The 21,566-nt window shown below is 74.2% G+C and carries 28 protein-coding genes; 8 read left to right on the top strand and 20 right to left on the bottom strand.

What is annotated here, in order from left to right; genetic code table 11:
• Nucleotide 1 precedes the first annotated feature (1 nt).
• The 3 genes from ACFVXN_RS06335 (at nt 2) to ACFVXN_RS06325 (ending at nt 1,552) form a co-directional block, all read left to right on the top strand.
• Entirely contained in the window at nt 2-343 is a 342-nt protein-coding gene (locus tag ACFVXN_RS06335; RefSeq protein WP_389229015.1) for a hypothetical protein, read from the top strand.
• A 271-nt stretch (nt 344-614) separates the two neighbouring features.
• Nucleotides 615-866: a hypothetical protein gene (locus tag ACFVXN_RS06330; RefSeq protein ID WP_389229012.1), complete on the top strand. Its 252-nt coding sequence runs from the start codon at nt 615-617 to the stop codon at nt 864-866.
• Nucleotides 867-1,276: 410 nt separating this feature from the next.
• Nucleotides 1,277-1,552 carry a hypothetical protein gene (locus ACFVXN_RS06325; protein WP_389229009.1) on the top strand — a complete coding sequence of 92 codons (276 nt, stop codon included), beginning with the start codon at nt 1,277-1,279 and terminating at the stop codon, nt 1,550-1,552.
• A 488-nt stretch (nt 1,553-2,040) separates the two neighbouring features.
• Here ACFVXN_RS06325 and ACFVXN_RS06320 read toward each other — a convergent pair whose 3' ends face one another.
• From ACFVXN_RS06320 to ACFVXN_RS06285, 8 genes are all read right to left on the bottom strand, one after another.
• Nucleotides 2,041-2,835, bottom strand: a complete 795-nt coding sequence (locus ACFVXN_RS06320) for an ABC transporter ATP-binding protein (RefSeq protein ID WP_389229006.1) — start codon at nt 2,833-2,835, stop codon at nt 2,041-2,043.
• The gene (locus tag ACFVXN_RS06315) at nt 2,832-3,905 is read right to left on the bottom strand and encodes a FecCD family ABC transporter permease (protein WP_389229003.1); all 1,074 of its coding nucleotides are present in this window, start codon (nt 3,903-3,905) and stop codon (nt 2,832-2,834) included. Before ACFVXN_RS06315 ends, ACFVXN_RS06320 begins: the two co-directional genes overlap by 4 nt.
• Entirely contained in the window at nt 3,902-4,951 is a 1,050-nt protein-coding gene (locus ACFVXN_RS06310) for an iron chelate uptake ABC transporter family permease subunit (protein WP_389229000.1), read from the bottom strand. Before ACFVXN_RS06310 ends, ACFVXN_RS06315 begins: the two co-directional genes overlap by 4 nt.
• Nucleotides 4,948-5,889 (bottom strand): ABC transporter substrate-binding protein, encoded by a 942-nt coding sequence (locus tag ACFVXN_RS06305; RefSeq protein WP_389228997.1) that lies wholly within the window; start codon nt 5,887-5,889, stop codon nt 4,948-4,950. The genes ACFVXN_RS06310 and ACFVXN_RS06305 overlap by 4 nt, the downstream gene beginning before the upstream one ends.
• A gap of 117 nt (nt 5,890-6,006) precedes the next feature.
• Nucleotides 6,007-6,855, bottom strand: a complete 849-nt coding sequence (locus ACFVXN_RS06300; RefSeq protein WP_389228994.1) for a siderophore-interacting protein — start codon at nt 6,853-6,855, stop codon at nt 6,007-6,009.
• Between the two features lie 43 nt (nt 6,856-6,898).
• Nucleotides 6,899-7,477: a hypothetical protein gene (locus tag ACFVXN_RS06295; protein WP_389228991.1), complete on the bottom strand. Its 579-nt coding sequence runs from the start codon at nt 7,475-7,477 to the stop codon at nt 6,899-6,901.
• A gap of 52 nt (nt 7,478-7,529) precedes the next feature.
• Nucleotides 7,530-7,931: a pyridoxamine 5'-phosphate oxidase family protein gene (locus ACFVXN_RS06290; protein ID WP_389228988.1), complete on the bottom strand. Its 402-nt coding sequence runs from the start codon at nt 7,929-7,931 to the stop codon at nt 7,530-7,532.
• Nucleotides 7,932-7,976: 45 nt separating this feature from the next.
• On the bottom strand, nt 7,977-8,408 hold the full coding sequence (locus ACFVXN_RS06285; protein WP_389228985.1) for an Lrp/AsnC family transcriptional regulator: 432 nt from the start codon (nt 8,406-8,408) through the stop codon (nt 7,977-7,979).
• 69 nt (nt 8,409-8,477) lie between these two features.
• Between ACFVXN_RS06285 and ACFVXN_RS06280 the strand changes: the two genes are divergently transcribed.
• Nucleotides 8,478-9,158 carry a LysE family transporter gene (locus ACFVXN_RS06280; RefSeq protein ID WP_389228982.1) on the top strand — a complete coding sequence of 227 codons (681 nt, stop codon included), beginning with the start codon at nt 8,478-8,480 and terminating at the stop codon, nt 9,156-9,158.
• Nucleotides 9,159-9,179: 21 nt separating this feature from the next.
• Here the strand turns inward: ACFVXN_RS06280 and ACFVXN_RS06275 are convergent, their stop codons facing one another.
• From ACFVXN_RS06275 to ACFVXN_RS06250, 6 genes are all read right to left on the bottom strand, one after another.
• Nucleotides 9,180-9,692, bottom strand: coding sequence for a GNAT family N-acetyltransferase (locus ACFVXN_RS06275; protein WP_389228979.1), 513 nt, complete (start codon nt 9,690-9,692; stop codon nt 9,180-9,182).
• 25 nt (nt 9,693-9,717) lie between these two features.
• Nucleotides 9,718-10,395, bottom strand: a complete 678-nt coding sequence (locus ACFVXN_RS06270; protein ID WP_389228976.1) for a response regulator — start codon at nt 10,393-10,395, stop codon at nt 9,718-9,720.
• Entirely contained in the window at nt 10,392-11,738 is a 1,347-nt protein-coding gene (locus ACFVXN_RS06265) for a sensor histidine kinase (RefSeq protein WP_389228973.1), read from the bottom strand. Before ACFVXN_RS06265 ends, ACFVXN_RS06270 begins: the two co-directional genes overlap by 4 nt.
• Before the next feature lie 35 nt (nt 11,739-11,773).
• Complete coding sequence (locus ACFVXN_RS06260; RefSeq protein WP_389228970.1) at nt 11,774-12,622, bottom strand: ABC transporter permease; 849 nt, start codon at nt 12,620-12,622, stop codon at nt 11,774-11,776.
• On the bottom strand, nt 12,619-13,572 hold the full coding sequence (locus tag ACFVXN_RS06255; RefSeq protein WP_389228967.1) for an ABC transporter ATP-binding protein: 954 nt from the start codon (nt 13,570-13,572) through the stop codon (nt 12,619-12,621). The genes ACFVXN_RS06260 and ACFVXN_RS06255 overlap by 4 nt, the downstream gene beginning before the upstream one ends.
• 146 nt (nt 13,573-13,718) lie before the next feature.
• Nucleotides 13,719-14,162 (bottom strand): MarR family winged helix-turn-helix transcriptional regulator, encoded by a 444-nt coding sequence (locus ACFVXN_RS06250; RefSeq protein ID WP_389228963.1) that lies wholly within the window; start codon nt 14,160-14,162, stop codon nt 13,719-13,721.
• A 60-nt stretch (nt 14,163-14,222) separates the two neighbouring features.
• On the opposite strand from ACFVXN_RS06250, the gene ACFVXN_RS06245 reads away from it, so the two are divergent.
• The gene (locus ACFVXN_RS06245; RefSeq protein ID WP_389228960.1) at nt 14,223-14,597 is read left to right on the top strand and encodes a VOC family protein; all 375 of its coding nucleotides are present in this window, start codon (nt 14,223-14,225) and stop codon (nt 14,595-14,597) included.
• Nucleotides 14,598-14,600: 3 nt separating this feature from the next.
• On the opposite strand, the gene ACFVXN_RS06240 is transcribed toward ACFVXN_RS06245, so the two are convergent.
• The 5 genes from ACFVXN_RS06240 to ACFVXN_RS06220 all read right to left on the bottom strand — a co-directional run bounded on the left by ACFVXN_RS06240 (nt 14,601) and on the right by ACFVXN_RS06220 (nt 18,022).
• Nucleotides 14,601-15,038, bottom strand: coding sequence for a VOC family protein (locus ACFVXN_RS06240; protein ID WP_389228957.1), 438 nt, complete (start codon nt 15,036-15,038; stop codon nt 14,601-14,603).
• A 275-nt stretch (nt 15,039-15,313) separates the two neighbouring features.
• Nucleotides 15,314-15,787: a hypothetical protein gene (locus ACFVXN_RS06235; RefSeq protein ID WP_282944100.1), complete on the bottom strand. Its 474-nt coding sequence runs from the start codon at nt 15,785-15,787 to the stop codon at nt 15,314-15,316.
• Between the two features lie 491 nt (nt 15,788-16,278).
• Nucleotides 16,279-16,791, bottom strand: coding sequence for a PspC domain-containing protein (locus ACFVXN_RS06230; protein ID WP_389228953.1), 513 nt, complete (start codon nt 16,789-16,791; stop codon nt 16,279-16,281).
• Between the two features lie 2 nt (nt 16,792-16,793).
• A complete protein-coding gene (locus ACFVXN_RS06225; protein WP_389228950.1) occupies nt 16,794-17,111 on the bottom strand; it encodes a PadR family transcriptional regulator in 318 nt (105 codons plus the stop codon).
• A gap of 317 nt (nt 17,112-17,428) precedes the next feature.
• Entirely contained in the window at nt 17,429-18,022 is a 594-nt protein-coding gene (locus ACFVXN_RS06220; RefSeq protein WP_389228947.1) for a TetR/AcrR family transcriptional regulator, read from the bottom strand.
• A gap of 98 nt (nt 18,023-18,120) precedes the next feature.
• Between ACFVXN_RS06220 and ACFVXN_RS06215 the strand changes: the two genes are divergently transcribed.
• On the top strand, nt 18,121-19,077 hold the full coding sequence (locus ACFVXN_RS06215; RefSeq protein WP_389228944.1) for an NAD(P)-dependent alcohol dehydrogenase: 957 nt from the start codon (nt 18,121-18,123) through the stop codon (nt 19,075-19,077).
• A gap of 58 nt (nt 19,078-19,135) precedes the next feature.
• Here the strand turns inward: ACFVXN_RS06215 and ACFVXN_RS06210 are convergent, their stop codons facing one another.
• Nucleotides 19,136-19,765: a TetR/AcrR family transcriptional regulator gene (locus ACFVXN_RS06210; protein ID WP_389228941.1), complete on the bottom strand. Its 630-nt coding sequence runs from the start codon at nt 19,763-19,765 to the stop codon at nt 19,136-19,138.
• A gap of 98 nt (nt 19,766-19,863) precedes the next feature.
• Between ACFVXN_RS06210 and ACFVXN_RS06205 the strand changes: the two genes are divergently transcribed.
• A complete protein-coding gene (locus ACFVXN_RS06205) occupies nt 19,864-20,787 on the top strand; it encodes an ABC transporter ATP-binding protein (protein WP_389228938.1) in 924 nt (307 codons plus the stop codon).
• A gap of 1 nt (nt 20,788) precedes the next feature.
• Complete coding sequence (locus ACFVXN_RS06200) at nt 20,789-21,544, top strand: hypothetical protein (RefSeq protein WP_389228935.1); 756 nt, start codon at nt 20,789-20,791, stop codon at nt 21,542-21,544.
• The last annotated feature ends 22 nt before the right edge of the window (nt 21,545-21,566 follow it).

Genomic DNA, 21,566 nt, shown 5'->3' with positions numbered 1-21,566 from the left:
CGTGACCGTGCTGTCGGAGTACTGGGTCGTCGAAATCGGATGCAGGCAGGCGTGGCCCTTTCTGACATTTCGACACGATGCATCTGATCGAGAAGTGCGGCTCTACATCGACTCCGACGTCCGCGTCATGGGGGCGTCGGATGAGACTTTCGACCAGGAAGATGACGAACTGCTGCGCGCGCTAGGGCAAGTCCTCAATTCAACGGTAGGGTCCGCCGAGGTGACGGAGACTGCGCGCCTCGTGATCCGGATGCTGGATGGGGTCGTCCTCGAGGTCTCCGGGACAGACAATTCCATCACCACGACAGCACCTTGGTGGTTCGGACTTGTTTCGGGCGCTTGAGCTCGGCCTGACTGGCTTCATCACACGGGAGGCTCACTTCTGCCCCACTCGACCGATGGTCAACTCCGGATCGGCACGGAGGGCACTGTAGCGAGAGGCTTCACGACGCAGAACCCCGAATACACCCCCGACCCGCGCTAAAAGCCCGGGTCCCGGGGTCAGCGAGGTGGCGAGTCGCAATTCTACTGGGCGGGAGGTGCGAGGGATGGAATCAACAACCGAAGCCACGCGACGTGTGACGTGTCAAATACGGCGGTCGGTGGGTCGATACGTGCGGGGCGAGACAAGTCTCGCGTTCCTCGCTTCATCGCTCGATCAGGTGATCCTTTTCGCTGAGGTCAACGGCGTGGCGTGCGCTCACGCGCTTCGGGACGCATGGTATGAGATTGAAGACATCAATGCTCTCGCGTTGGCGAGCGCTGAGACTTCATCGATCGAGGTGCAGAGTTCCTCTGCAATCCATCGCGTGCTCGACAAACTGAACGTGATCGTCTCCGACGTCGAATCGGTCCGAACGCAATGATCAAACTGAGTGCACGCGAGGCGGAAGTGGCACGGGCGGCTGCGTCTAGAAGCGATCCCCGGGGTGACCGCCTCGCTCGCGGGATGCAATATCGATGCACCGCCGAATGTCAAGTGGGTGGGCCCTGTTGGGTGCGCGAAATCCAACGAGCCGACGTTGGCATCGAGCAGCCCGGAGGGCACGCACTACTCGATCAAATGCACCCTACAGAGCCTGACTAAGAGGCCATGAGGCGACCGAGGCCGCAATAGTCGGCGTCTCGCTGGATACGAGCGATGCCTCGCCGAAGGGCAGCGCAAACTCGAGAGAATCTTCAGGGAGGTCTCGTGTTCATGAATCCACAGCCGCTGACCACGAGGTCAGCCATTGCTCTCGTCTCGAGGGCGCGTCAGCTTCTTGGCGAGGGGTCGATGAGCGCGTACGACGGTCATCCAGACGTAGTGCACGACGACATCCCGACATGCGCACGGCTCGACGCTGGCGATGGCTCGCCGCTGCGCGCAGTTCCCGACGACGGGCAGCTCCTCTTCGGCCCAGATGCGGCTACGGCCCCGGAGGGCGAGCTGCTGTTCTGGGTGAGTAGTTCGGGTGTCGTCACGGAGATCGAGCTCATCTGGTACACCGACTGCCCGCCCGTCGCGTGGCCGAGCGCTGACATGCTGTGGCGACGCCACGAGAGCGAGTAGCGCGTTGTGACACGTGCGGAAGGTGGAGCGTGGTGGCCAAGTCCTGCACATTCTGAGATCGGGTCGAAGTGCGCCGGCCGCCGCCCGATCTCCTGAACGGTTCGTCGCTGATCGGTGGCTCGTGGTGGTCCGGGACGAACGAACAGGAGCGGCCGCGTGCGACTGCCGGCCGTCGCATGGGGATCCGGTCCCTCCTGCGCCGTGCCCGGCTGATGCGGCAGTGACGAGGCTCATCGTCCACCCGTGGCCGATCGGGCCTCAGAGGGCGCGCGTCAGCGCCGGGGCGGGTCTCGTCTCGCCGGGGCGGGTCTCGTCTCGCCGGGCTGCCTCCGCCGGCTCCGACCTCGCGGCCGGGCAGCTGCTGGGTCGCCGCCGGGCAGGCGCTTCCGGCACGGTGCGGATCCCGCGGCACGTCGTTCGTGTTCACCTGACGCAGTCCCCGGGGTCCGGACCCCGCCTCCTCACCCGCAGCGGACCGACGACTCCCCTCACCGCGTGTCCGCCGGCACCACCAGCGGCGCCCCCGTCACCGGGTCGGCCACCACGGTCCCGTCGAGCGCGAACACCTCCCGCACCAGCGCGCCGGTGACGACGTCCTCCGGCCGCCCCTGCGCCACGACGCGCCCGTCCTTCATCGCGACGAGGTGCGTGGCGTACCGGGCGGCGAGGTGCAGGTCGTGCAGCACGGCGACGACGGTGCGGCCGGTGCGGTGGAGGCGGTGCAGGAGGGTCAGCACCTCGAGCTGGTGGGTGATGTCGAGGTACGTGGTGGGTTCGTCGAGCAGGATCAGCGGGGTGTCCTGCGCGAGCACCATCGCGATCCACGCCCGTTGGCGCTGCCCGCCGGAGAGCTCGTCGAGGCGGCGGTCGGCGAGGTCGGCGGTGCCGGTGGCGGCGAGCGCGCGGTCGACCGCGTCGGCGTCCGCGGCGGAGTGCCGACGCAGCAGCCCCTGGTGGGCGAACCGCCCGCGTGCGGCGAGCTCGGCGACGGTGATGCCCTCGGGTGCGGCCATCGACTGCGGGAGGAACGCGAGGCGGCGGGCGCGCTCGCGCGCGGGGTAGGAGGTGAGGGGTGCGCCGTCCAGCAGGACCCGGCCCGCGGCGGGCGGGAGCAGGCCGGACATCGCCCGCAGCAGCGTCGACTTGCCGCAGGCGTTCGGGCCGATGATGACGGTGAACGAGCCGTCGGGCACCGCGAGGGACAGGTCCTCGGAGACGGTGCGGCGGTCGTAGCGGAGCGTCAGCCCGTCGGCGCGCAGCCGGGTGGGGTCGGTCGCGGTCATCGGGTCCTCGCCTCGCGGAGCAGCAGCCAGAGCAGGTAGGCGCCGCCGACGACGACGGTGACGACGCCGACGGGCACGGTCAGGGGGAGCAGGTGCTGGGCGATCAGGTCGGACCCGAGCAGCACGAGCGCACCGGTCGCCGCGGCGGCGCCCAGCGGGATGCCGGGCCCCGCGACGGCGCGGCGGGCGATCTGCGGCGCGGCGAGCGCGACGAACGCGACCGGGCCCGCGACAGCGGTGACGGCGCTGACCAGGCCGACGGCGCCGAGCAGCAGCACGGCACGGTCCCGCCTCGGGTCGACGCCGGTGGTCGCGGCCACGTCGTCGCCGAGCTCGAGCTGGGCGAGCGCGGCGGACCGTCCGGCGACCAGCGCGAGCAGCAGCACGACGCAGCCCGCGGCCGGGACGACGAGCTCGGCGGTGGCGGTGCTGAGCGTGCCGGCACCCCAGGCGGAGGCCAGCAGCGCCGTCTCGAGGTCGGCGCGCAGCAGCACCCAGGTGTTGAACGCGGCGAGCATCGACGACACCCCGATGCCGACGACCACGAGGCGGAACCCCTGCAGCCCGCCGCCGCGGGCGAGCAGGGCGATCGTCGCGGCGGCCAGCAGACCGCCGACGAGGGCGCCGCCGGTGCGCAGCGGCCAGCTGCCGCCGAACCACACCAGGGCGACGAGCATCCCCGTGAACGCGCCGTTGGACAGGCCGATCACGTCGGGGCTGGCCAGGGGGTTGCGGGTGACGGCCTGGAACACCCCGCCGGCGACGGCGAGCGCCGCCCCGAACAGCACGGCGGCGACGACGCGGGGGAGACGCCACTCGAGCACGACCGTGCGGGCGAGCCCGTCGGTGCGGCCGGTGAACGCGCCCAGCACGTCGCCGACGGGGACCGGGAAGTCACCCACGGCGAGCGCGACGACGCCGAGCACGAGGACCGCGGCGAGCGCGATGCCCGTGACCGCGGCCTCGCGGACGCCGATGCCGACGTGCCGGCGGTCGGTGCCGAGCAGGACGCGGCGGCGGGGGCCGCCGGTGACGCGCACCCCGCGGCGGGCCGGAGCCGGGGCGGTCACAGCGCGGCCGCCCGGCGCCGGCGCGCGAGCGCGATGAGCACGGGCGCGCCGACGAACGCGGTGACGACGCCGACGGGCATCTCGCCCGGGGGGACCGCGATCCGCCCGATGACGTCGGATGCGACGACCAGCACGCACCCGGCGACCAGGGACCCGGCGAGCACCCGCCGCTGGTCGGTGCCGACCACCCAGCGCACGACGTGCGGGACCATCAGGCCGACGAACGTGATCGGCCCGGCGACCGCGGTGGCGCCGCCCGCGAGCAGCGTGATCGCGGCGAGCACGAGCACGCGGGTGCGCCGGACGTCGACGCCCTGCGCGTGGGCGACGTCCGGCCCCAGGGCGACGGCGTTCAGGCTGCGCGCGACGCCCGCGGCGAGCACCAGGCCGACGACCAGCAGCGGCAGCACGGGCAGGAGGACCTGCGGACCGCGCTCGAGGAGGCTGCCCGCGCTCCAGCCCCGCATCCGGTCGAACGTGTCCGGGTGGGTGAGCGTGATCCCGGTGGTCAGCCCGGCGAGGACGGCGCCGACGGCGACCCCGGTCACGACCAGGCGGCCGGGGGCGGCCCGGGGGTCGGCGGCGCCGCCCAGCAGGTGCACGGTGCTCGCGGCGACCAGGGCCCCCGCGCACGCGAGGCCCATGTAGCCGACGGGCGCGGTCACGCCCAGGAACGCGATCCCGACCGCCACGGCGACCGCGGCGCCGGCGTTCACGCCCAGCAGGCCGGGGTCGGCGAGGGCGTTGCGGGTGGCGGCCTGCATGAGCGCGCCGGCGACGCCCAGCGCGGCGCCGACGGCGAGGCCGGCCAGGGTGCGGGGCACGCGCTGGTCGACCACGAGCTGGGCGGTCGCGGTGCCGGCGCCGCGCAGGGCGGCCCAGATGTCGCCGGGCGGCACCGGGTTGGCGCCGACCAGCAGCGACAGCACGACGACCGCGCCGAGCGCCGCGACGGCGCCGAGCACCCACGCGCCCGCGCGGCGGCGCGGCGGCCGGAGCCGTCGCGCCGCCGCCGGGGCGTGCGGTCGCGGGAGGGTGGTCGTCACGCCGCCGCGCGCAGGATCCGCTCGATGTCGTCGAGGACGGCCTGGCCGCCGAGCGGCCCGACGCCGGTGATCCAGGTCGACTGGTCGACCAGCTCGACGGTGCCGAGGGCGTCGGCGTTGGCGCGCACCGCCTCGGGGACGGTGGACTCGTCGGTCACGTCCGTGGTGGTGACCAGCACGAGGTCGGCCGTGGCCTCGAGCACCAGCTCGGGGGAGAGGTCGACGGAGATGGAGTCCTCCCAGTCGCGCTCCGGGGTGGTCAGCCCGACGCACTCCAGCGTGCTGCCCGCGAACGACGTGGGCCCGTAGAGCGTCAGGATGCCGTCGCGGGGCCGGATCAGCTGGGCGGTCGTGCCCGCGGTGTCGAGCTCGTCGGCGATCGCGGCGCACCGGTCGTCGTAGGCGGTCAGCAGCGCGTCTGCCCCGGCGGTGTCGCCGAGTGCCTCGGCGGTGAACCTTACGTTGTCCTGCCACGGGTCGGCCTGCGACGCCATGAACACGGTCGGTGCCACGTCGGAGAGCTGGTCGTACAGCGCGGAGTGCCGGGACTCGGTGCCGATGATGAGGTCGGGCGCGAGCGCGGCGATCTTCTGGACGTTGGGCTCCTGGACGGTGCCGACGGTCTCGATGCCCGCGGCCTCGTCGCCGAGGTAGGCGGGCACCCCGGCGGCCTCGTTCAGCACGGCGGCCCCGACGGGGACGACGCCGAGCGCGACGGCGGTGTCGAGCTGGACGGGCTCGAGGACGACCACGCGGGTCGGCGCCCCGGGCACCTCCGTCTCGCCGCGCGCGTGCTCCACGACGTGGCTCGCCTCGGCGGCGGGGGTCGAGGCGCCGTCGGTCGCGGCGGTGCCGGCGCCCGACCCGCCGCTGCACGCAGCCAGGAGGGCGACGACCGCGGCGGCCAGCAGGCCGGTCCCGGTCCGGGTGGTGGTCACCGGAGAACGCACGTGCTACCCCATCTCTCGAGCAGGGCCCGCGACGTGCGGGCGAGGGAAGGTTAGCAAACCCTTACTTCGACTCGACTTGGCGTCCGCGCAGGTCGGCGGCCCGAGTCAGCGCGGCCGGTCGTGCCAGTAGCCCTGGGTGTGCACCCGGGCGGGGTCGAGGCCGGCGCCGTCCCACGCGTCCCGGACGGCGCGCACCCGCGTGCTCTCGGTCGCCGCCCACGCGTAGAACCCCGTCCCCAGGTCGGCGGCCGCGGCGCCGTGCTCGTCCACCCAACGACCGAGTGCCGCCGTCAGCGCCACCCCGCCCGGCGCGCCCGCACGGAGCACCACGTGCGCGGACCGGCCGGGCCCGTGCGTCACGTCGTCCAGCGTCGCGGCGTCGGCGGGGTCGCCCGCCTCGAGGAGGACGTCGGCGCGGACGGACCGGGGGAGGGCGGCGAGGATGCCGCGGATCGCCGGGTACGCGGTCTCGTCGCCGGCGACCAGCACCCGGCGGACGTCCGGCCCGGGCTCCCACTGGATGCCGTGCGCGGGCCGCCCCGCCGTCACGTCCGGGCCCGACACCAGGAGCGGGTCCCCGGGCGCGGCGCCCAGCGCCCAGTCGCTCGCCGGACCCGCGGGGTCGTGGACGTAGAAGTCGAGGTCGATCTCCCGGGTCGCGGGCCGCACCTCGTAGGCCGTGTAGCTGCGCAGGACGGGTCGACGGTCCTCGGGGACCGCGCGCCAGACCCGTCGCCACTCGCGTTCGGGCAGGCCGGGGGCGAGCTCCGGGCAGGGACCGCCGAGCAGGATCTTCACGCGCTGGTCGAGGCCGTACGGGGCGAACCGGTCCAGGTCCGGCCCGGTCAGCGTGAGCCGCACGAACCCGGGCGACAGCCGGGCCGTCCGGGCGACGTGCGTCGCGAACAGGGCGTTCGGCGACGCGGTGAAGCTGCGGGTCGGGTCGGGTGGCACCCACCGATTGTGCCCGTGACCAGCCGACCCGCGCCGGGCCCGGTCAGAAGTCGATGAAGCCGGCGACGACCTCCGGCGGCACGCCGTCCGGGCCGGGCGTGCCGTAGAAGTACACCGACCCGAAGCCCCAGAGGTACTCGTCGACCACGTCCGCGAGCGCGCCGTCCTGCGGCCAGCCCTCCTCGTCGACCTGGAACAGGAACCGGTGCCCGTCGGCGAGCACCGCCGCGGCGTACTCGGGCCGACCCTGGATCAGCGCGGGCTGGTCGGCGACGCGGACCAGGCCCGGGCGGTCGTCGTCGTCCGGCAGGGCGGTCAGGGCGGTCGCGCGCAGGCCCGGCCAGCCGAGGTCGGACCGGGAGCCGCGCGGCGCGGGTGCGTGGACGAGGGCGCGCATCGCCATCGCGGGGTACTCGAGGTCGTCGTCGCCGATGTCGAACCCGGCGCGGAGCAGCACGGACACCTCGACGTCCGTGGCCCACGGCGCGCAGCCCGCCGGGAGCGTCAGCACGTAGCGGTGCGTCGCGAGCAGCGGGTGGCTCTCGAGGACGGCAGGAGGCGGGCCGCCGAGCCGTCCGCGGTCCGCGCGGTCGGGCAGGGAGGGCGCGAGTCGCAGGGTCACCCCGGCACGGTAGCGGCAGCTCCGCGGCGCTCGCTCAGGCCGTTGTGCGCGCTCAGGCCAGGTGGGAGGAGGACATCACGCGGTCGACCGCGACGCGCAGCACGACCCGCTCCGGGTCGAAGTCGCGCGGCCGGTACCGCTCGCCGTAGCGGCGCACCGCGTCCGCGATCTCGACGGGGTCGTCCACGACCTCGACGGTCCCCTCCAGCGTCAGCCACCGCCGGCCGTCGACCTGGCACAGGGCCGCGCGGCCCAGCGGCTCGCCCGGTGCGCGGCGGGCGTTGCGCACCTTGCGGGAGGCCCGGTTCGCGGTGACGCGGGCGACGCCCTGGTCCTCGTCCCAGGTGAACGCGACCGGCACGACGTGCGGGGTCCCGTCGGGGCGCAGGGTGGTCAGGGTCGCGAGGTGCCGGTCGGTGACGAACTCGAGCCGCACGGGGGAGAGGTGGAGCACCGGGCGAGCGTACGCGGACCGGCCGGGAGCGGCCCGCCCGCGCGGTCAGTCCCGTCCGACGACGCCGAGGACGAGCCGGGTCTGGGTCGCCTCGACGCCACCGGTTCCCTTGAGCCGCCGGACGAGCGCGTCGATGTGCTGCGCGCTCGGCACCCGGACGCGCAGCTGGTAGTCCCACGCGCCGGTCACGTGCAGCGCCTCGACGACCGCCGGGTCCGCGCGCAGCGCCGCCTCGGCGGACGCCGGGTCGGTGTCGGGGCGCAGGCGCGCGTCCACCAGCAGGTCGAGCCGGGCGTCGGGCACCGCGTGCTCGTCGACGACCACCGTGAACGCGCGGATCACCCCGTCCGAGGTCAGGCGCCGGACCCGGTCCGCGGCGGCGTTCGCCGAGAGGCCGACGTGCGCGCCGAGCTCGCGGAACGAGCACCGCGCATCCTGGCGCAGGCGGTCGAGGATCGCGAGGTCGAGGGCATCCACGCCGCGATTATCGCAGGATCACCGTGGATCCGACAGGGCATCCCGCAGTGCCCCTGCACGCTGGGCGACATGGTGCTGCACGGGGTGGTCGACGGGTCGGGTGGCTGGGTGGCCGCGACGGCGGCGGGTGCCGCGGCCGGTCTGGGCGTGGCGGTGCCGCTCGGCGCGGTGGGCGTGCTGGTGCTGCAGGAGTCGCTGACCCGAGGGCGGGCGCACGGCCTCGCGGCGGCCACCGGCGTCGCGCTCGTCGACCTGCTGTACGCCGTCGTCGCGGTGGTCGCCGGTGGTGCCGCGGCGGCGTGGATCGCACCGCACGAGCAGGTCGTCCGGCGGCTGGCGGCGGCGGTGCTGCTGGCCGTCGCGGGGTGGGGGATCCGCGGGGCGTGGCGGATGCGTCGCGGCGCGGTGCTCGACCCGACCCCGAGTGGGCGCACGCGCGCCGCACCGGACGGGCGCGCGCGGGCCGTGGCGACCGCCGCGCGGTTCGCCGCGGTGACGCTCGTCAACCCCGCGACGGTCGTCGCGTTCGGCGTCGTGGTCGCGGGGCTCGGTGGCGCGCTCGGCTCCGGTGCCGAGCGGACCGGGTTCGCGGTCGGGGTGCTGGCGGGGTCGGCGGGGTGGCACGTGCTGCTGGCGCTGACCGCCGCGCGGCTCGGCCCCCGGATGTCGCCCGGCGTCCGCGCCGGCACCGCGTACGTCGGGCACGGCGTGGTGCTGCTGCTCGCCGTGGGGCTGGCGCTGCCGGGCTGATCGGACCCGAGTCGGTGCGGCTCAGAGGTCCTTGGCGAAGCACCGCGACTGCGGCAGCGCCGTGTCGTACGGCGGGTAGGTGGGGATCCGCGTCCACCCGAGCGCGAGGTAGAGCGCCTCGGCATCGGGCTGCCGGTCGCCGGTCTGGAGCACCATCCGGGTCACGCCGGCCGCGCGGGCGAGGCGCTCGGCCTCGGTCATCAGGGCCCGGCCGGTCCCGCGGCCCCGCGCCGCCGCGGCGACCACCACACGCTTGACCTCCCAGGCGCCGTCGATCGCCCGCAGCGCGAGGTGACCGACGGGCGTGCCGTCGGCCGCGAGGGCGAGCACGGTGTGCCGCACGCTCGCCGGGTCGACGGCCAGCGCCGCGCGCACGGTCTCGCTCATCCCGCTCGTGCCCCCGAGATCGGCGTAGCGGACGGACATCTCGGCGTCCATCTCCGCGCGCATCCGGACGGCGCGGGGGTCCGCCCACTCGACGAGGGCGAGTGCGAGGGCGGTCGCGGGCACGTCGTGCCTCGTGGTGTCGGACATGGCGACGAGGGTACGGCGTGGCCGATCACGGGGGCCCGGCGCGCACCAGGCCCGTCTCGTAGGCGATCACCACCGCCTGCACCCGGTCGCGCGCGCCGAGCTTGGGCAGGATGCGCGCGAGGTGGGTCTTCACCGTCGCCTCCGAGAGGTGCAGGCCCGCGGCGATCTCCGCGTTCGAACGTCCCTGCGCGACGTACCGGAGGACCTCGACCTCGCGGGGGGTCAGCACGGCGAGCCGCGGGTGCACGGCGCCGTCCGGCACCGACCCGGCGCCTGCGGGCAGGGCGTCGGCGAACAGCTCGAGCAGGCGCTGCGTCACCCGGGGGGAGACGACGGCGTCGCCCGCGGCGACGGTCCGCACGGCGGCGACCAGGTCGTCCGGTGCGGAGTCCTTCACCAGGAACCCGCTCGCCCCGGCCCGGAGCGCCGCGAACGCGTACTCGTCGAGGCCGAAGGTGGTCAGCACCAGGACGCGGACCTCGGGGTGCTCCGCCACGACACGTCGGGTGGCCTCGATGCCGTCGGTGCCGGGCATCCGGACGTCCATCACGACGACGTGGGGCCGCATCGCGGCGACGTCCCCGACGACGGCGCCGCCGTCGGACGCCTCGCCCACGACCTCGATGTCGTCGGTGCTGTCCAGCATCAGCCGGAAGCCCATCCGCACCAGGGGGTGGTCGTCGACCAGCAGCACCCGGATCATGTCGGCTCCGACGTCGTCGGGAGGTGCGCGCGGACGGTCCAGCCGGTGGCGGAGCGTCCGGCCGAGACCGTGCCGCCGAACGCAGCCGCGCGTGCGCGCACGCCCACCAGCCCGCGGCCGGACCCGGGGCTCGCCGCCGACGCCGCGGTCACCCCGGGTCCCTCGTCGGCCACCACGACCTCGACCCCGCGGGGGCCGAGACGGACGGTCAGCGTGACGCCGGGGGTGCCCGGGGCGTGCCGCAGCACGTTGGTGAGCGCCTCCTGGGTGATGCGGAACGCGGCGAGCTGGACGCTGGCACCCAGCCGCGCGACGGCGGCGTCGTCGGGGATCGTGGCCCGCACCGGGAGGCCCGCCGCACGGAACCGCTCGACGAGCGCCGTCAGCTCGACGGCGCCGGGCTGGGGCTCGAGCGGGGCCGCGCCGTGCCGGTCGACCTCGTGCAGCACGCCCAGCACCCGGCGCATGTCGTCGAGTGCCGCCTGGCCCGTGGCGACCAGCTCGCGCAGCGCCGCCCGGGACTGGGCGGGTGCGCGGTCCAGCGCGGCGTCGGCGCCGCCCGCGAGGGTCACCATCACCGAGACGCTGTGGGCGACGATGTCGTGCATCTCGCGGGCGATCCGGGCCCGTTCGGCGGCCTGGGCCAGGCGGGCTCGCTGGTCCCGGTCCCGGGCGAGGGCGTTCGCCGCCTCGAGGAACCCGGCGACGTGCAGCCGGCGGGCACGGACCTGGGTGCCCGCCGCCACCGCGACGAGCGCGAGGACCAGGACCGGCGCGGCGGTGTTCTGCACCCACACCGCGTTCCGGGGGGCGTCGGCGGGGTCGAACCCGAGCATCACGGCGCCGACGGTCGTGGACAGGGGCAGCAGCCAGGCGGCGGACAGCAGCGCCGCGACCAGTCCGGCGCACGCTGCCCACGCGACCCGCGGTGGCCGTGCGGCGGCGAGCGCGTACAGCGCGACGGCGGCGCCGACCTCGAACCCCGAGGTGGCGCCGGTGGTCGCGAGCGCGGCGACCCCGAGCGCGGCGAACGCGGCGGCGACCAGCACGGGGCGGTGCCGACGCCAGATCAGGGCGAGTGCGCCGGCGGTCGTGAGCGTGAGGGACGCCAGCTGCATCTGGAGCACCCGCTCCCCACCGAACCAGGCGTGCAGCACCCACATCGAGTCCGCGCCGACGCCGATCAGCAGCGCCCAGCCGGTGAACCCGGCGATGAGCACCACGTCGGTGACCAGCGGGCGGGCGACGAGGAACCGGCGGACCGGCCCGAGCCGCCGCGCGGACAGCTCGGTGAACTCGGGCGCGGGGGCGCCCCCGGGATCGTCGCTGCGCTGGTCCTGCACCACCGCATCGTGCCAGGCGTCCCGGGGGTGCACGGTCAGGCGTCCCGGCGGCGCAGCAGGACGGTCGCGACCGCGAGGACGGCGGCGACCCAGACGAGCATGACGCCGTAGCCCTGCCACGGTCCGAGGTCGGCGACTCCCGACGTGGTGATGACGGACCCGACCGCGTCGGACTGGAGCAGCCGGCTGCCGGCGGTGCCCGGCAGGAGCGCCGCCGCGGCCTGGATCGGCTCCCACGGGATGAGGGACAGGCCGTTCTCGACGACGAGCAGCAGCCCCAGCACGATCGCGATGCCGGCGGCCGAGCTGCGCACGATCGCGGCGACGCCGAACGCGAGGGCGGTGGCGGCGCCCAGGTAGAGGGGCACCCCGAGCAGGAGGCGCGCGTCCTCGGCGCTGGTGAGGTCGATCGACATGCCGGTCTGCTCGAACCAGGGGGAGCTGCCGGCCCACGCGAGGGCGACGGCGGCGACCGACGCGACCATGACGGCACCGACCGTGACGACCAGCTTGGCGGCGAGGGCGGTCGTCCGGTGGGGGACCGCGGTGAAGGTGGACCGGATCTGGCCGGTGCCGTACTCGCCGGCGACCGACAGGACCCCGAGCGTGCAGAACACGAGCTGGGTCAGCGCCACGCCCGAGGTCACGTAGACGGCCCCGACGAGCGAGTCGGCCCCGACGGCCTCGGGCACCTGGGCGATGCTGACCATCCGCGTCACGGCGAACAGCGGCACGAACAGGACCCCCACCGCGAGCGCCCACCAGGTGGAGCGCAGCGTGCGGAGCTTGACCCACTCGGCGGCGAGCAGCCGGCCGAACGTGACGGGACGCACGCGGGGCGTCCGGTGGGCGGGGAGGGTGCCGGCTGGGGCGGGCGTCGTCATCGGGTGCCTCCTGCGGCGGTGCGGGTGCTGGTGCCGGGTCCGGTCGTGGTCGAGCGGTACTCGACGTCGTCGGCGGTGAGCTGCATGTACGCGTCCTCGAGGGACACCTGCAACGGGGTCAGCTCGTGCAGGACGACGCCGGCGTGCGCGGCGGTGGTCGCGATCTCGGCGGCCGCGCTGCCGGTCACCTCCAGCACGCCGGGCTCCACGGCCCGGACGTCGACGCCGGGCAGCCGACGCAGGACGACCGCGAGCTCGTCGGTCGTCGCCGTGCGGACCCGCACCGTGGTGGTCCGGGCCCGCTGCACGACCTCGGAGACCGGCGCGTCGGCGATGACCCGGCCGCGGCCGAGCACGATGAGGTGGTCCGCGGTCAGCGCCATCTCGCTCATCAAGTGGGACGACAGCAGCACGGTCCGGCCCTCGGCTGCGAGGCCCCGCAGCAGCGTCCGGACCCAGCGGACGCCCTCGGGGTCGAGGCCGTTGACGGGCTCGTCGAGGATCAGGGTGCGCGGGTCGCCCAGCAGTGCGGCTGCGATCCCGAGCCGCTGGCCCATGCCGAGCGAGAAGGTGCCGGCACGCTTGCGTGCCACGGCCTGCAGGCCGGTGGCGGCCATCACCTCGTCGACGTGCCGCCGCGCGATGCCGTGGGTGGCCGCGAGGGCGAGCAGGTGGTTCCGGGCGGCGCGGCCCGAGTGGACGGCCTTCGCGTCCAGCAGGGCGCCGACCTCCCCGAGGGGTGCGCGGTGCTGGGCGAACGGCCGGCCGTTGACGGTGACGGTCCCTGCGGTCGGTCGGTCCAGGCCGACGATCATCCGCATCGTGGTGGACTTCCCCGCCCCGTTGGGGCCGAGGAAGCCGGTCACCACACCGGGTCGGACGGTGAACGAGATGTCGTCGACGGCGACCTTGTCGTCGTACCTCTTGGTCAGTCCCGCTGCCTCGATCATGCGTGCTCTCCTCCGTCTGGGCTGTGCTTCGACGGTAGGAGCGGGGTGATCGGCGGCGAGACCGTCCCCGGGACGAGATCGTGCGCGGAGCGGCCTACACCACCTGGATGACGGCGTGGTCCTCCCGGTGCAGGCGGAGGCGCAGGTCAGGGGCGCACGGGGTCCAGCGCGGCGGTGAAGGCGGCGAGGTCGCGACGCACCCGGGCCAGGTCGGTGGGGGAGAGGGCGCCGGTCATCGTCCGCTCGACGGCGGCGACGGCCGTGCTCGCGGACGCCAGGGCGGCCCGGCCGGCGGGGGTCAGGGCGGTGGGCAGCGCGCGTCCGCGGGGGGCGGCGTCCGGGCGGGTCAGCAGGCCGCGGTCCTCGAGGCCGCGCAGCAGGGTGTGCATCGACTGCCGGGTCACGAACGTGGACCGGGCCAGCTCGGACCCGGAGAGCCCGGGTCGGGCCGCGAGCTGCTCCAGGCAGGCGTACTGGGACACCGTGAGGTCGAGCGGTCGCAGCGCCGACTCCATCGCGGCGCGCAGGGCGGCTGCGGCGCGCTTGAGCGCAAGCCCGACGGAGGTCTCGAGGTCCACGGGGGTTGCCATGTCAGAAGTCTGACATAGACTGCGTGATGTCAACCATCCTGACATCCAGAGGAGCACCTCATGCCCACGGTCACCGGACCCGACTTCCTCGCGCTCCAGGTGCGCGACCTCGACGCGGCCGCCGCGTTCTACGAGACCCGCCTCGGTCTGCGACGGGCCGCCACCAGCCCGCCGCACGCCGTCGTGTTCGACACCGCGCCCATCGCCTTCGCCGTCCGGGAGGCGGCGCCGGGCGTGGACCTCGACGCGGCCGCACCCCGGCCCGGCACCGGGGTCGCGCTGTGGCTGCACGCCGACGACGCGCAGGGCCTGCACGACGAGCTCGCCGCCGCGGGCGTGGCGATCCTGACCGCGCCGGTCGACGGGCCGTTCGGGCGCACGTTCACGTTCGCCGACCCCGACGGGTACGCGGTCACCATCCACGACCGGGCGTGACGCTCAGGCGGGACGCAGCTCCTGGGCGAGCATCACGATGATGCCGCTCGGGCCCCGGACGTAGGTCAGCCGGTAGGTGTCCTCGTACGTCGCGACGCCGCGCAGCGGGTGGCAGCCGTGCCGCGCGGCGACCGCGAGGGCCGCGTCGAGGTCGTCGACCGAGAACGCGACCCGGTGCATCCCGACCTCGTTCGGCCGGGTCGGCTCCGTCTCGATCGCGGCGGGGTGCAGGTACTCGAACAGCTCCAGCCGCCCGGCCCCGTCGGGCGTCCGCAGCAGCGCGATCCGCGCGTGGTTGCCGTCCAGGCCGACGGCGGTGTCCGCCCACGTGCCGCTGACCGTGTCGCGGCCCTCGACGGTCAGGCCGAGGTCGGTGAAGAAGGCGATCGCCGCCTCGATGTCCCGGACGGCGATGCCGACGTTCTCGAACCGGATGGTCATGCGGTGCACCGTAGCCGCGGGCGTCGGACGGGACGCGTTCTCGGTGGTCTCCTGTACGCCGATAATGGACGTTATGTCAGATCGTAGTCTGCGTATCGCTCTGACGTGCACGTTTACCGATCCGGCGCGCTCTGTTCGGCTCGGAGCGATGCATCGCCGTCGGGGATCTCGTCTATCCCCGATGGGGCCCACGAGTCGGCGAGCCGATCAGCAGCTGAGTGGTCGCCTGCGTAGCGCGCTTCAGTGCAGCGTCACCTCTCGCCGGTGCGGGACGCCTAGACCGACGCCTCTGCGTCGTCGTAGGCGTCGGGTGTGACGTTCGCGATGAGGTCGCTGGCGACCGCCCGCAGCCGGGCGGCGTCCTCGGGGGCGGCCCCACCGTCCCGCTGGAGACCGAGCCGCATGGTGAGGTCGTCCCCCGACCAGGTGGCGTAGAGCTCCGATCCGGCGGCGTCGAAGGCGGTGTCCTGGCAGATGCTGCCGGTAGCGCCCTCGACGTCGAGCGGCTGAGGTGTCGCGCATCCCTCGGCCCACCGGGCAGCGGCCGCCGGGGCGTCGTCGTCCTGGGTGCGGGTGACGGTCACCGTGAGGGCGGTCCCGACCGCGGTTGTCCATCGACAGCCCAGCAGGTCGGGGGCGTCGGTGAGCCGGGTGGTGGCATCGGTGGGGTCGTTGACTGCGTCTCCGAGAGCCTCGCGGACCGTGGCGTCGTCGACGAAGCTGCACGCCGCGGGCTCTGTGGAGCGCACGGGGTCGGGTTCGTCCCCGGTGCAGGCACTCAGGGTCGTGACGCAGGCCATGCCGGCAACGATCGAGTGCGCCACCACTCGCCAGGCACGGGAGGACGCCTTCGGGCAGCTATCGGTCGTGGGACAGTGCGCGGTACGGATCGACGTGCTCCCCTTCGATGAGGCCACCGGACGAGTCCGAGGGCCGACGCCCGTGGTGCAGACGGGAGGGATCAGCCCCCCCGGCACACGAGGCTAAGAGGTTCCAGGTGCAGCGGCCACCGCGTCGCACACGGGTTCGCTGCGCGAGCACGCACGCGAACTGGACCGATCGGTGCGGAGGTGCCGCGACCGAGTATGACCGAACGTGATACGCAGAGGTGCCAGTAACGACCTGCGTCGTGCACCTGATGTCAGACGCCGCCAGCGCTGTCGCTCCTCGACGCACGAGCCGGCCCTCTCCCCGAGCAGCACGAACGTCACGACGTCCTGCTCGCGCCACGTGGTGCTCGTCAGCGCTGCTTGCGTCGCCGGTCGGCTTCGAGCGCTCGTCGGTACTCGCCGGTGGTGCGGATGCGCGGCGCGAACGGCAGTGCGACGAGGTACGCGACGACGAGCAGTCCCCCGCTGAACAGGCCCAGGATGACCGCGATGCTGCGCAGCCAGTCGACGCGAACGTCGGCACGGGTCGCGAGCCCGAGGCAGAGGCCGCTGATCTGCTTCCCCTCGACGATTCGGCAGAGGAAGGGAGCGCGTGCCACGGGCGCGGCCTCCTCGTCCGGGGAGATAGGACCGAACTGCTCCAGAACGCGCGTCGTCGCGTTCCTGTCGATCTGGCCTCCGTCGTCGAGGACGCGCTGGAGCTGATCGCCGATCGCTGTCTCGACGTCGCGGACGGTCTCATCACCGGCGGCGCTGGCTCCCATCGCCGTGCGCGCCCGTGCGAGGTAATCGAGGATCAGCTCCCGCGCTTCCGCGCTCATCGGGAACGCACCGCCGTGTCCGGCGAGAGCGAGATCAGTCATGGTCATCGTCCTATCGAGTCGAGCGTCGTCGCGAGGGTGTGGATGTATGTGCGGAACGCCTCGAGCTGTCGCCGGCCGAGGTCGGAGATCGCCAAGTACTTCCTGGGCGGACCCGTGGGCGACTCGCGCCACTCGTGCGTGACGAGCCCCTCTCGGCGCAGCCGGCTGATCAGGGGGTGAAGCGTTCCGTCCTGGACCGGGAACCCTGAGGCTCGAAGGGTCTCCGCGATCTCCCCCGCATAGCGCTGCTCGTACTCGACGACGGCGAGGACGGCCGGCTCGAGCATTCCGCGGCGGAGTGCTGCCAGCTTGGCTTCCATATCGGTACCTTACTTCCGCACGGTACCTGGCACAAGCAACGGCCGTGCCCGCACCGGTTCCGTCCATGGCCACGTCACCGCTGTCCTGCGTCGCAGGACGCCCGAGGCCGGAGCGCCGCAGCCGCTCCCCCTCCTGGACGTCGACTCCCGAAGCCGAAGACAGCGGCACGGGCTGACGACGGGCACGCCACCGGGATCGGATCGATGTGCGAGCGTCAGACCCGTCGTCGAGCCGCCACCCGTGGCCGCCGGGGCGCGTGGCCCCTTCCGCTCGATGCGCGGCCCTGCCGCACCCGCCGCAGAGCAGATCCGTCCCGTCAGGTCTCCAGCGAGCGAAGTGCCAGGTCGACGTACCGGCGTGACGCGGTCGCCACGGATGCCGTCGGCGTCGCCGCGATGACCCCGGCGTTCCCGGCGACCAGCAGCTCCAGGTCCTGGAGCCGGACGTCGGCGCGGAGTGCTCCGGACTCCTGGGAGCGCCGGACCAGACCCTCCAGCCGCCCGGCCTCGGCGGCGAACTCCCCTGCTGTCCCGGGCGGGGCGTCGCCCGAGCACGCGCTGAGCACCACGTGGGCCGTGAAACCCCGGTCGCGCACCTGGTCAGCGCAGAACTGGCGGACGACCGCCCGCAGCGCGGACCACGGGTCGTGGTGCGCGTCAGCGGCGGCGAGCAGCCTCGAGCACTCGGCGTGCTGCTCGGCGAAGGCCGCCGCGACCAGGTCCTCGCGAGTCGGGAACCGCCGGTAGAGCGTCGCCGGCGCGACGCCGGCGCGCCGGGCCACCCGCCTGACGGGGGCATCCGTGCCGACTTCGGCGAACACGGCGCGCGCGGCGCTGACGATCGCGGTGCGGTTGCGTTCGGCGTCCGCGCGCAGCGCCGGGGTGCCGCCGGGCAACTGCGACGAACTCACGCCAGCTCCTCCCACATCGCCCACGCAGGTCGTTCGCGGGGACCGTCGCCTTCTACGTTCACGGCCTCACCGTACGTGTCCCACCTGGAGGTCATCCCGTGCTCGCCGCTCGTTACCACCGCCCCGGCACGCCCGACGTGCTCCGCCTCGAGGAGGTCCCGGTCCCGGTGCCCCGGCGAGGTCAGGTGCTCGTGCGGGTGCGCGCCACGAGCGTGAACGCCGGCGAGATCCACCTGCGGTCGGGTCGCATGCGCTGCGCGACGGCGGGACGGCGGGCGATCGGCGTGGGCATGGACCTCGCCGGCGTCGTGGAGGCGGTCGGCGACGGCGTCACCGGCGTCGACACCGGGCAGCGGGTCTGGGGGGTGCTGCCCGCCCGTGCGGCGCTCGCGCCGCTGGGAAGCGCTGCGGAGCTCGTCGTCGTGGACGCAGACCGCCTCGGGACCGTCCCGGACGTCCTGGACGATCCCGGTGCCGTCGCGCTGCTGGGGGGTGGGACCACCTCGCTGACCGCCCTGTTCACGCACGGCCGGCTGCAGAGCGGCCACCGGGTGCTCATCCGCGGTGCTGCCGGTGGTGTCGGGTACGTGGCCGTCCAGCTCGCCCACGCGGCGGGTGCCCACGTCACGGCGGTGGCTCGCGGGTCGGCCGCCGCTGCCGTCGGCGATCTCGGGGCCGACGTGGTGCTGGACTACCGCACTCCCCTGCCGGCGGACCTGGGACCGTTCGACCTGGTGCTCGACACCGTCGGCGGCTCGGGACTCGGGCGGTTCCGACGACTGGTCGCCCCCCGCGGGCGGATGGTGACGATCGCGCCCACGACGCCCGCCGCCGCCGCTGCGGTGGCGGCGTCCGCGGTCCACGGGTCCCGGCGCGTGCGGTTCTTCAGCGGCAACCCGACGAGCGCCGACCTCGCGGCCCTGTCCGAGCACGTGCACCGGGGCGCCCTGCGACCCGTGATCGCCACGACATGGCCACTGGCACGGATCGCCGACGCACATCGGGCGATGGAGGCGGGCGGCGTGGTGGGCAAGCACGTCGTCCTGGTCGCGTGACGTGCTCATCGTCGTCGTGACCGGTGCTGCGGGCGTCGTTGCTCTGCCGGTGGGCCGACTACGCGGCTGCTCCGCGCGCGCCGTAGGCGCGGATGAAGGCACGTGCGCCGTCGGTCATGATCTGGCGGACGTGCGCCGCCTCGGTGCGTCGGCGGGGTGGTTCGTTGAGCACGCGCAGCGCGGTCAGGGCGTGGAAGTGGGCGGCTGCGAGGCGGGGATCGTCGGCGTCGAGCAGGCCGGCGCGGGCGAAGTGGCTGACGCGCTCGGTGAGGACCTGCGCGTGGGCCTCGTCGAGCGGATGGTCCTCGAGCTCCGGCAGCAGCGCCTCGTTCTCGTTGATCAGCCGGACCGCGGCGAGGTAGTCCGCCGACAGCAGCAGCGACCGACCGAGGGCGGTGGCCAGGTCGGTGAGGGCCTGCTCGAGGTCGTCGAGCTCGCGGATGCCTGCCGGGTCGAGGTGCTGCTCGACCAGCCCGCGCAACGTGGCCAGCGCCCTCTCCCCCGCGTCCTCCACGACGCCGAGCAGGAGGCCGCGCTTGTCCCCGTAGTAGTCGTAGACCGTCCGCTTCGACACGCCGGCGAGCGCAGCGACCGCGTCCATGCTGGTGCGCTCCACGCTCGTCTGCACGAACAGCTCCTTGGCCGCCGCCAGGATGGCCGCACGCTTGTGCGCCTGCCCCTGTCGCACGGACCTGCCTCCTTCTGTCGCCATCGCTCCCCTCCGAGCTCCTCGGTGACGGTACACCGGCCGCTCGACATCTACACGACACGGTGTAGTTTACCCACGTGCACTCCTCGAACCCGGTGTTGTTGCAGGCTCACTCCCTGGTCAAGCGGTACGGACGGCTCACTGCTGTCGACGATCTGTCGTTCGCGGTCAGACCGGGCGTCGTCACCGGCTTCCTCGGCCCCAACGGGGCGGGCAAGTCCACGACGTTGCGGATGTTCCTCGGCCTCGACAGGCCGACCAGTGGTGCGGCGACGGTCGGCGGGCTGCGGCTCGCCGAGACGCCGCACCCCATGCGGGTCGTCGGCGCGATGCTCGATGCCCGGGCGGTCCACCCCCGGCGCACGGCCGGGGACCACCTCGCGGCGGTCGCACGCGCCGGCGGCGTCGCGCGGTCCCGCGTGGCGCCGACCCTCGAGCGCGTCGGCCTGGGTGCGGTCGCCGACCGGCCGGCCGGCGACTTCTCCCTGGGGATGAAGCAGCGGCTGGGGATCGCCACCGCGCTGATCGGAGACCCGTCGGTCGTGATCTTCGACGAGCCGCTGAACGGCCTCGACCCCGAGGGGATCCGGTGGGCGCGCTCGCTCATGCGCGACCTGGCGGCAGAGGGTCGCACCGTCCTGTTCTCCAGCCACCTCATGGGTGAGATGGAGCTGACCGCCGACCACCTCGTGGTCGTGCACCACGGGCGGCTCCTCGCCGACCAGCCCCTGACCGCGTTCATCGCGGATCGCACCACCGAGCACGTCCGCGTGCGCACACCGGACCGGCACGGACTTCTCCAGGCGCTCTCCCGCGCAGGCGTGCGCGCCGCACCCGACGCAGCGAGCGCGGACGGGCTCGACGTCCAGGGCGCCACGACGGACCAGGTCGGTCGCGTCGCCGCCGGCGCCGCCGTCGCGCTGTCCGAGCTGAGCTCGGTCCGCGACTCGCTCGAGGACGTCTTCCTCGCCATGACATCGACCCAGAAGGAATCTGCCTGACATGGACCTCTTCGCCTCGGAGTGGATCAAGGCCCGCAGCGTCCGCACCACGTGGCTCCTGGCGGCCGGCACCGTCCTGGTCACCGTGGTGGTCAGCCTGCTCGGCATCAGCGGACTCATGGCCGACTGGCAGGCCGACCTTCCCGCGGACTTCGATCCGGCAGGGATCAGCTTCAAGGGCATCCTCGTCGGCCAGATCCTCGTCGCGACCCTGGGGGCCCAGACGTTCACCAGCGAGTACGCCACCGGTCAGATCGTCACGAGCCTGACGATCGCACCCCGGCGTGCCGTCCTGCTGGCCACGAAGCTGGCCGTCACCGCGGTCGTCGCCCTCGCGACCGCCGTGCTGACCGTGGCGTGCAGCTTCGGCGGGAGCCAGGCGGCACTCGCCGCCGCCGGGCTGCCGACGGCGGACCTCGCCGACGCCGGCAACGTCCGGGCGCTGCTGTGCGCGGCCGGCTACCTGGTCCTCACCGCGGTCCTCGGCGTCGCGCTCGGGGCCATCACCCGCTCGTCCTCCGGCGCGCTGGCCGTCGTCGTGACCGTGGCGCTGCTCGTGCCGGCGCTCGCGCCCGGGCTGCCCGGCGTCGTGGGTGATCTCGCCGGGACCTACTGGCCCACCACCGCCGGGCAGGCCTCGTACACGACCGTCGGGATCGGAGGCCTGAGCGGCTCGGGAGGGCTCGCCGTGATGGCGGTGTTCACCCTCTGGACCACGCTCGCCGCTCACCTCACGCTCAGGACCCGGGACGCATGACGCCCGGTACCCGACCGTGTGC

It is taken from the genome of Cellulomonas sp. NPDC058312 (assembly GCF_042880135.1).
Taxonomy (GTDB): domain Bacteria; phylum Actinomycetota; class Actinomycetes; order Actinomycetales; family Cellulomonadaceae; genus Cellulomonas.
This window is presented reverse-complemented; position numbering and strand designations above follow the sequence as displayed.

What these genes read in the sequence shown, in the direction of transcription:
- ACFVXN_RS06320 (WP_389229006.1), bottom strand. Translation starts at nt 2,835, where the DNA reads ATGACCGCGACCGACCCCACCCGGCTGCGCGCCGACGGGCTGACGCTC.
- ACFVXN_RS06275 (WP_389228979.1), bottom strand. Translation starts at nt 9,692, where the DNA reads ATGTCCGACACCACGAGGCACGACGTGCCCGCGACCGCCCTCGCACTC.
- ACFVXN_RS06325 (WP_389229009.1), top strand. Translation starts at nt 1,277, where the DNA reads ATGAGCGCGTACGACGGTCATCCAGACGTAGTGCACGACGACATCCCG.
- ACFVXN_RS06245 (WP_389228960.1), top strand. Translation starts at nt 14,223, where the DNA reads ATGCCCACGGTCACCGGACCCGACTTCCTCGCGCTCCAGGTGCGCGAC.
- ACFVXN_RS06250 (WP_389228963.1), bottom strand. Translation starts at nt 14,162, where the DNA reads ATGGCAACCCCCGTGGACCTCGAGACCTCCGTCGGGCTTGCGCTCAAG.
- ACFVXN_RS06280 (WP_389228982.1), top strand. Translation starts at nt 8,478, where the DNA reads ATGGTGCTGCACGGGGTGGTCGACGGGTCGGGTGGCTGGGTGGCCGCG.
- ACFVXN_RS06255 (WP_389228967.1), bottom strand. Translation starts at nt 13,572, where the DNA reads ATGATCGAGGCAGCGGGACTGACCAAGAGGTACGACGACAAGGTCGCC.
- ACFVXN_RS06230 (WP_389228953.1), bottom strand. Translation starts at nt 16,791, where the DNA reads ATGACTGATCTCGCTCTCGCCGGACACGGCGGTGCGTTCCCGATGAGC.
- ACFVXN_RS06270 (WP_389228976.1), bottom strand. Translation starts at nt 10,395, where the DNA reads ATGATCCGGGTGCTGCTGGTCGACGACCACCCCCTGGTGCGGATGGGC.
- ACFVXN_RS06240 (WP_389228957.1), bottom strand. Translation starts at nt 15,038, where the DNA reads ATGACCATCCGGTTCGAGAACGTCGGCATCGCCGTCCGGGACATCGAG.
- ACFVXN_RS06260 (WP_389228970.1), bottom strand. Translation starts at nt 12,622, where the DNA reads ATGACGACGCCCGCCCCAGCCGGCACCCTCCCCGCCCACCGGACGCCC.
- ACFVXN_RS06200 (WP_389228935.1), top strand. Translation starts at nt 20,789, where the DNA reads ATGGACCTCTTCGCCTCGGAGTGGATCAAGGCCCGCAGCGTCCGCACC.
- ACFVXN_RS06225 (WP_389228950.1), bottom strand. Translation starts at nt 17,111, where the DNA reads ATGGAAGCCAAGCTGGCAGCACTCCGCCGCGGAATGCTCGAGCCGGCC.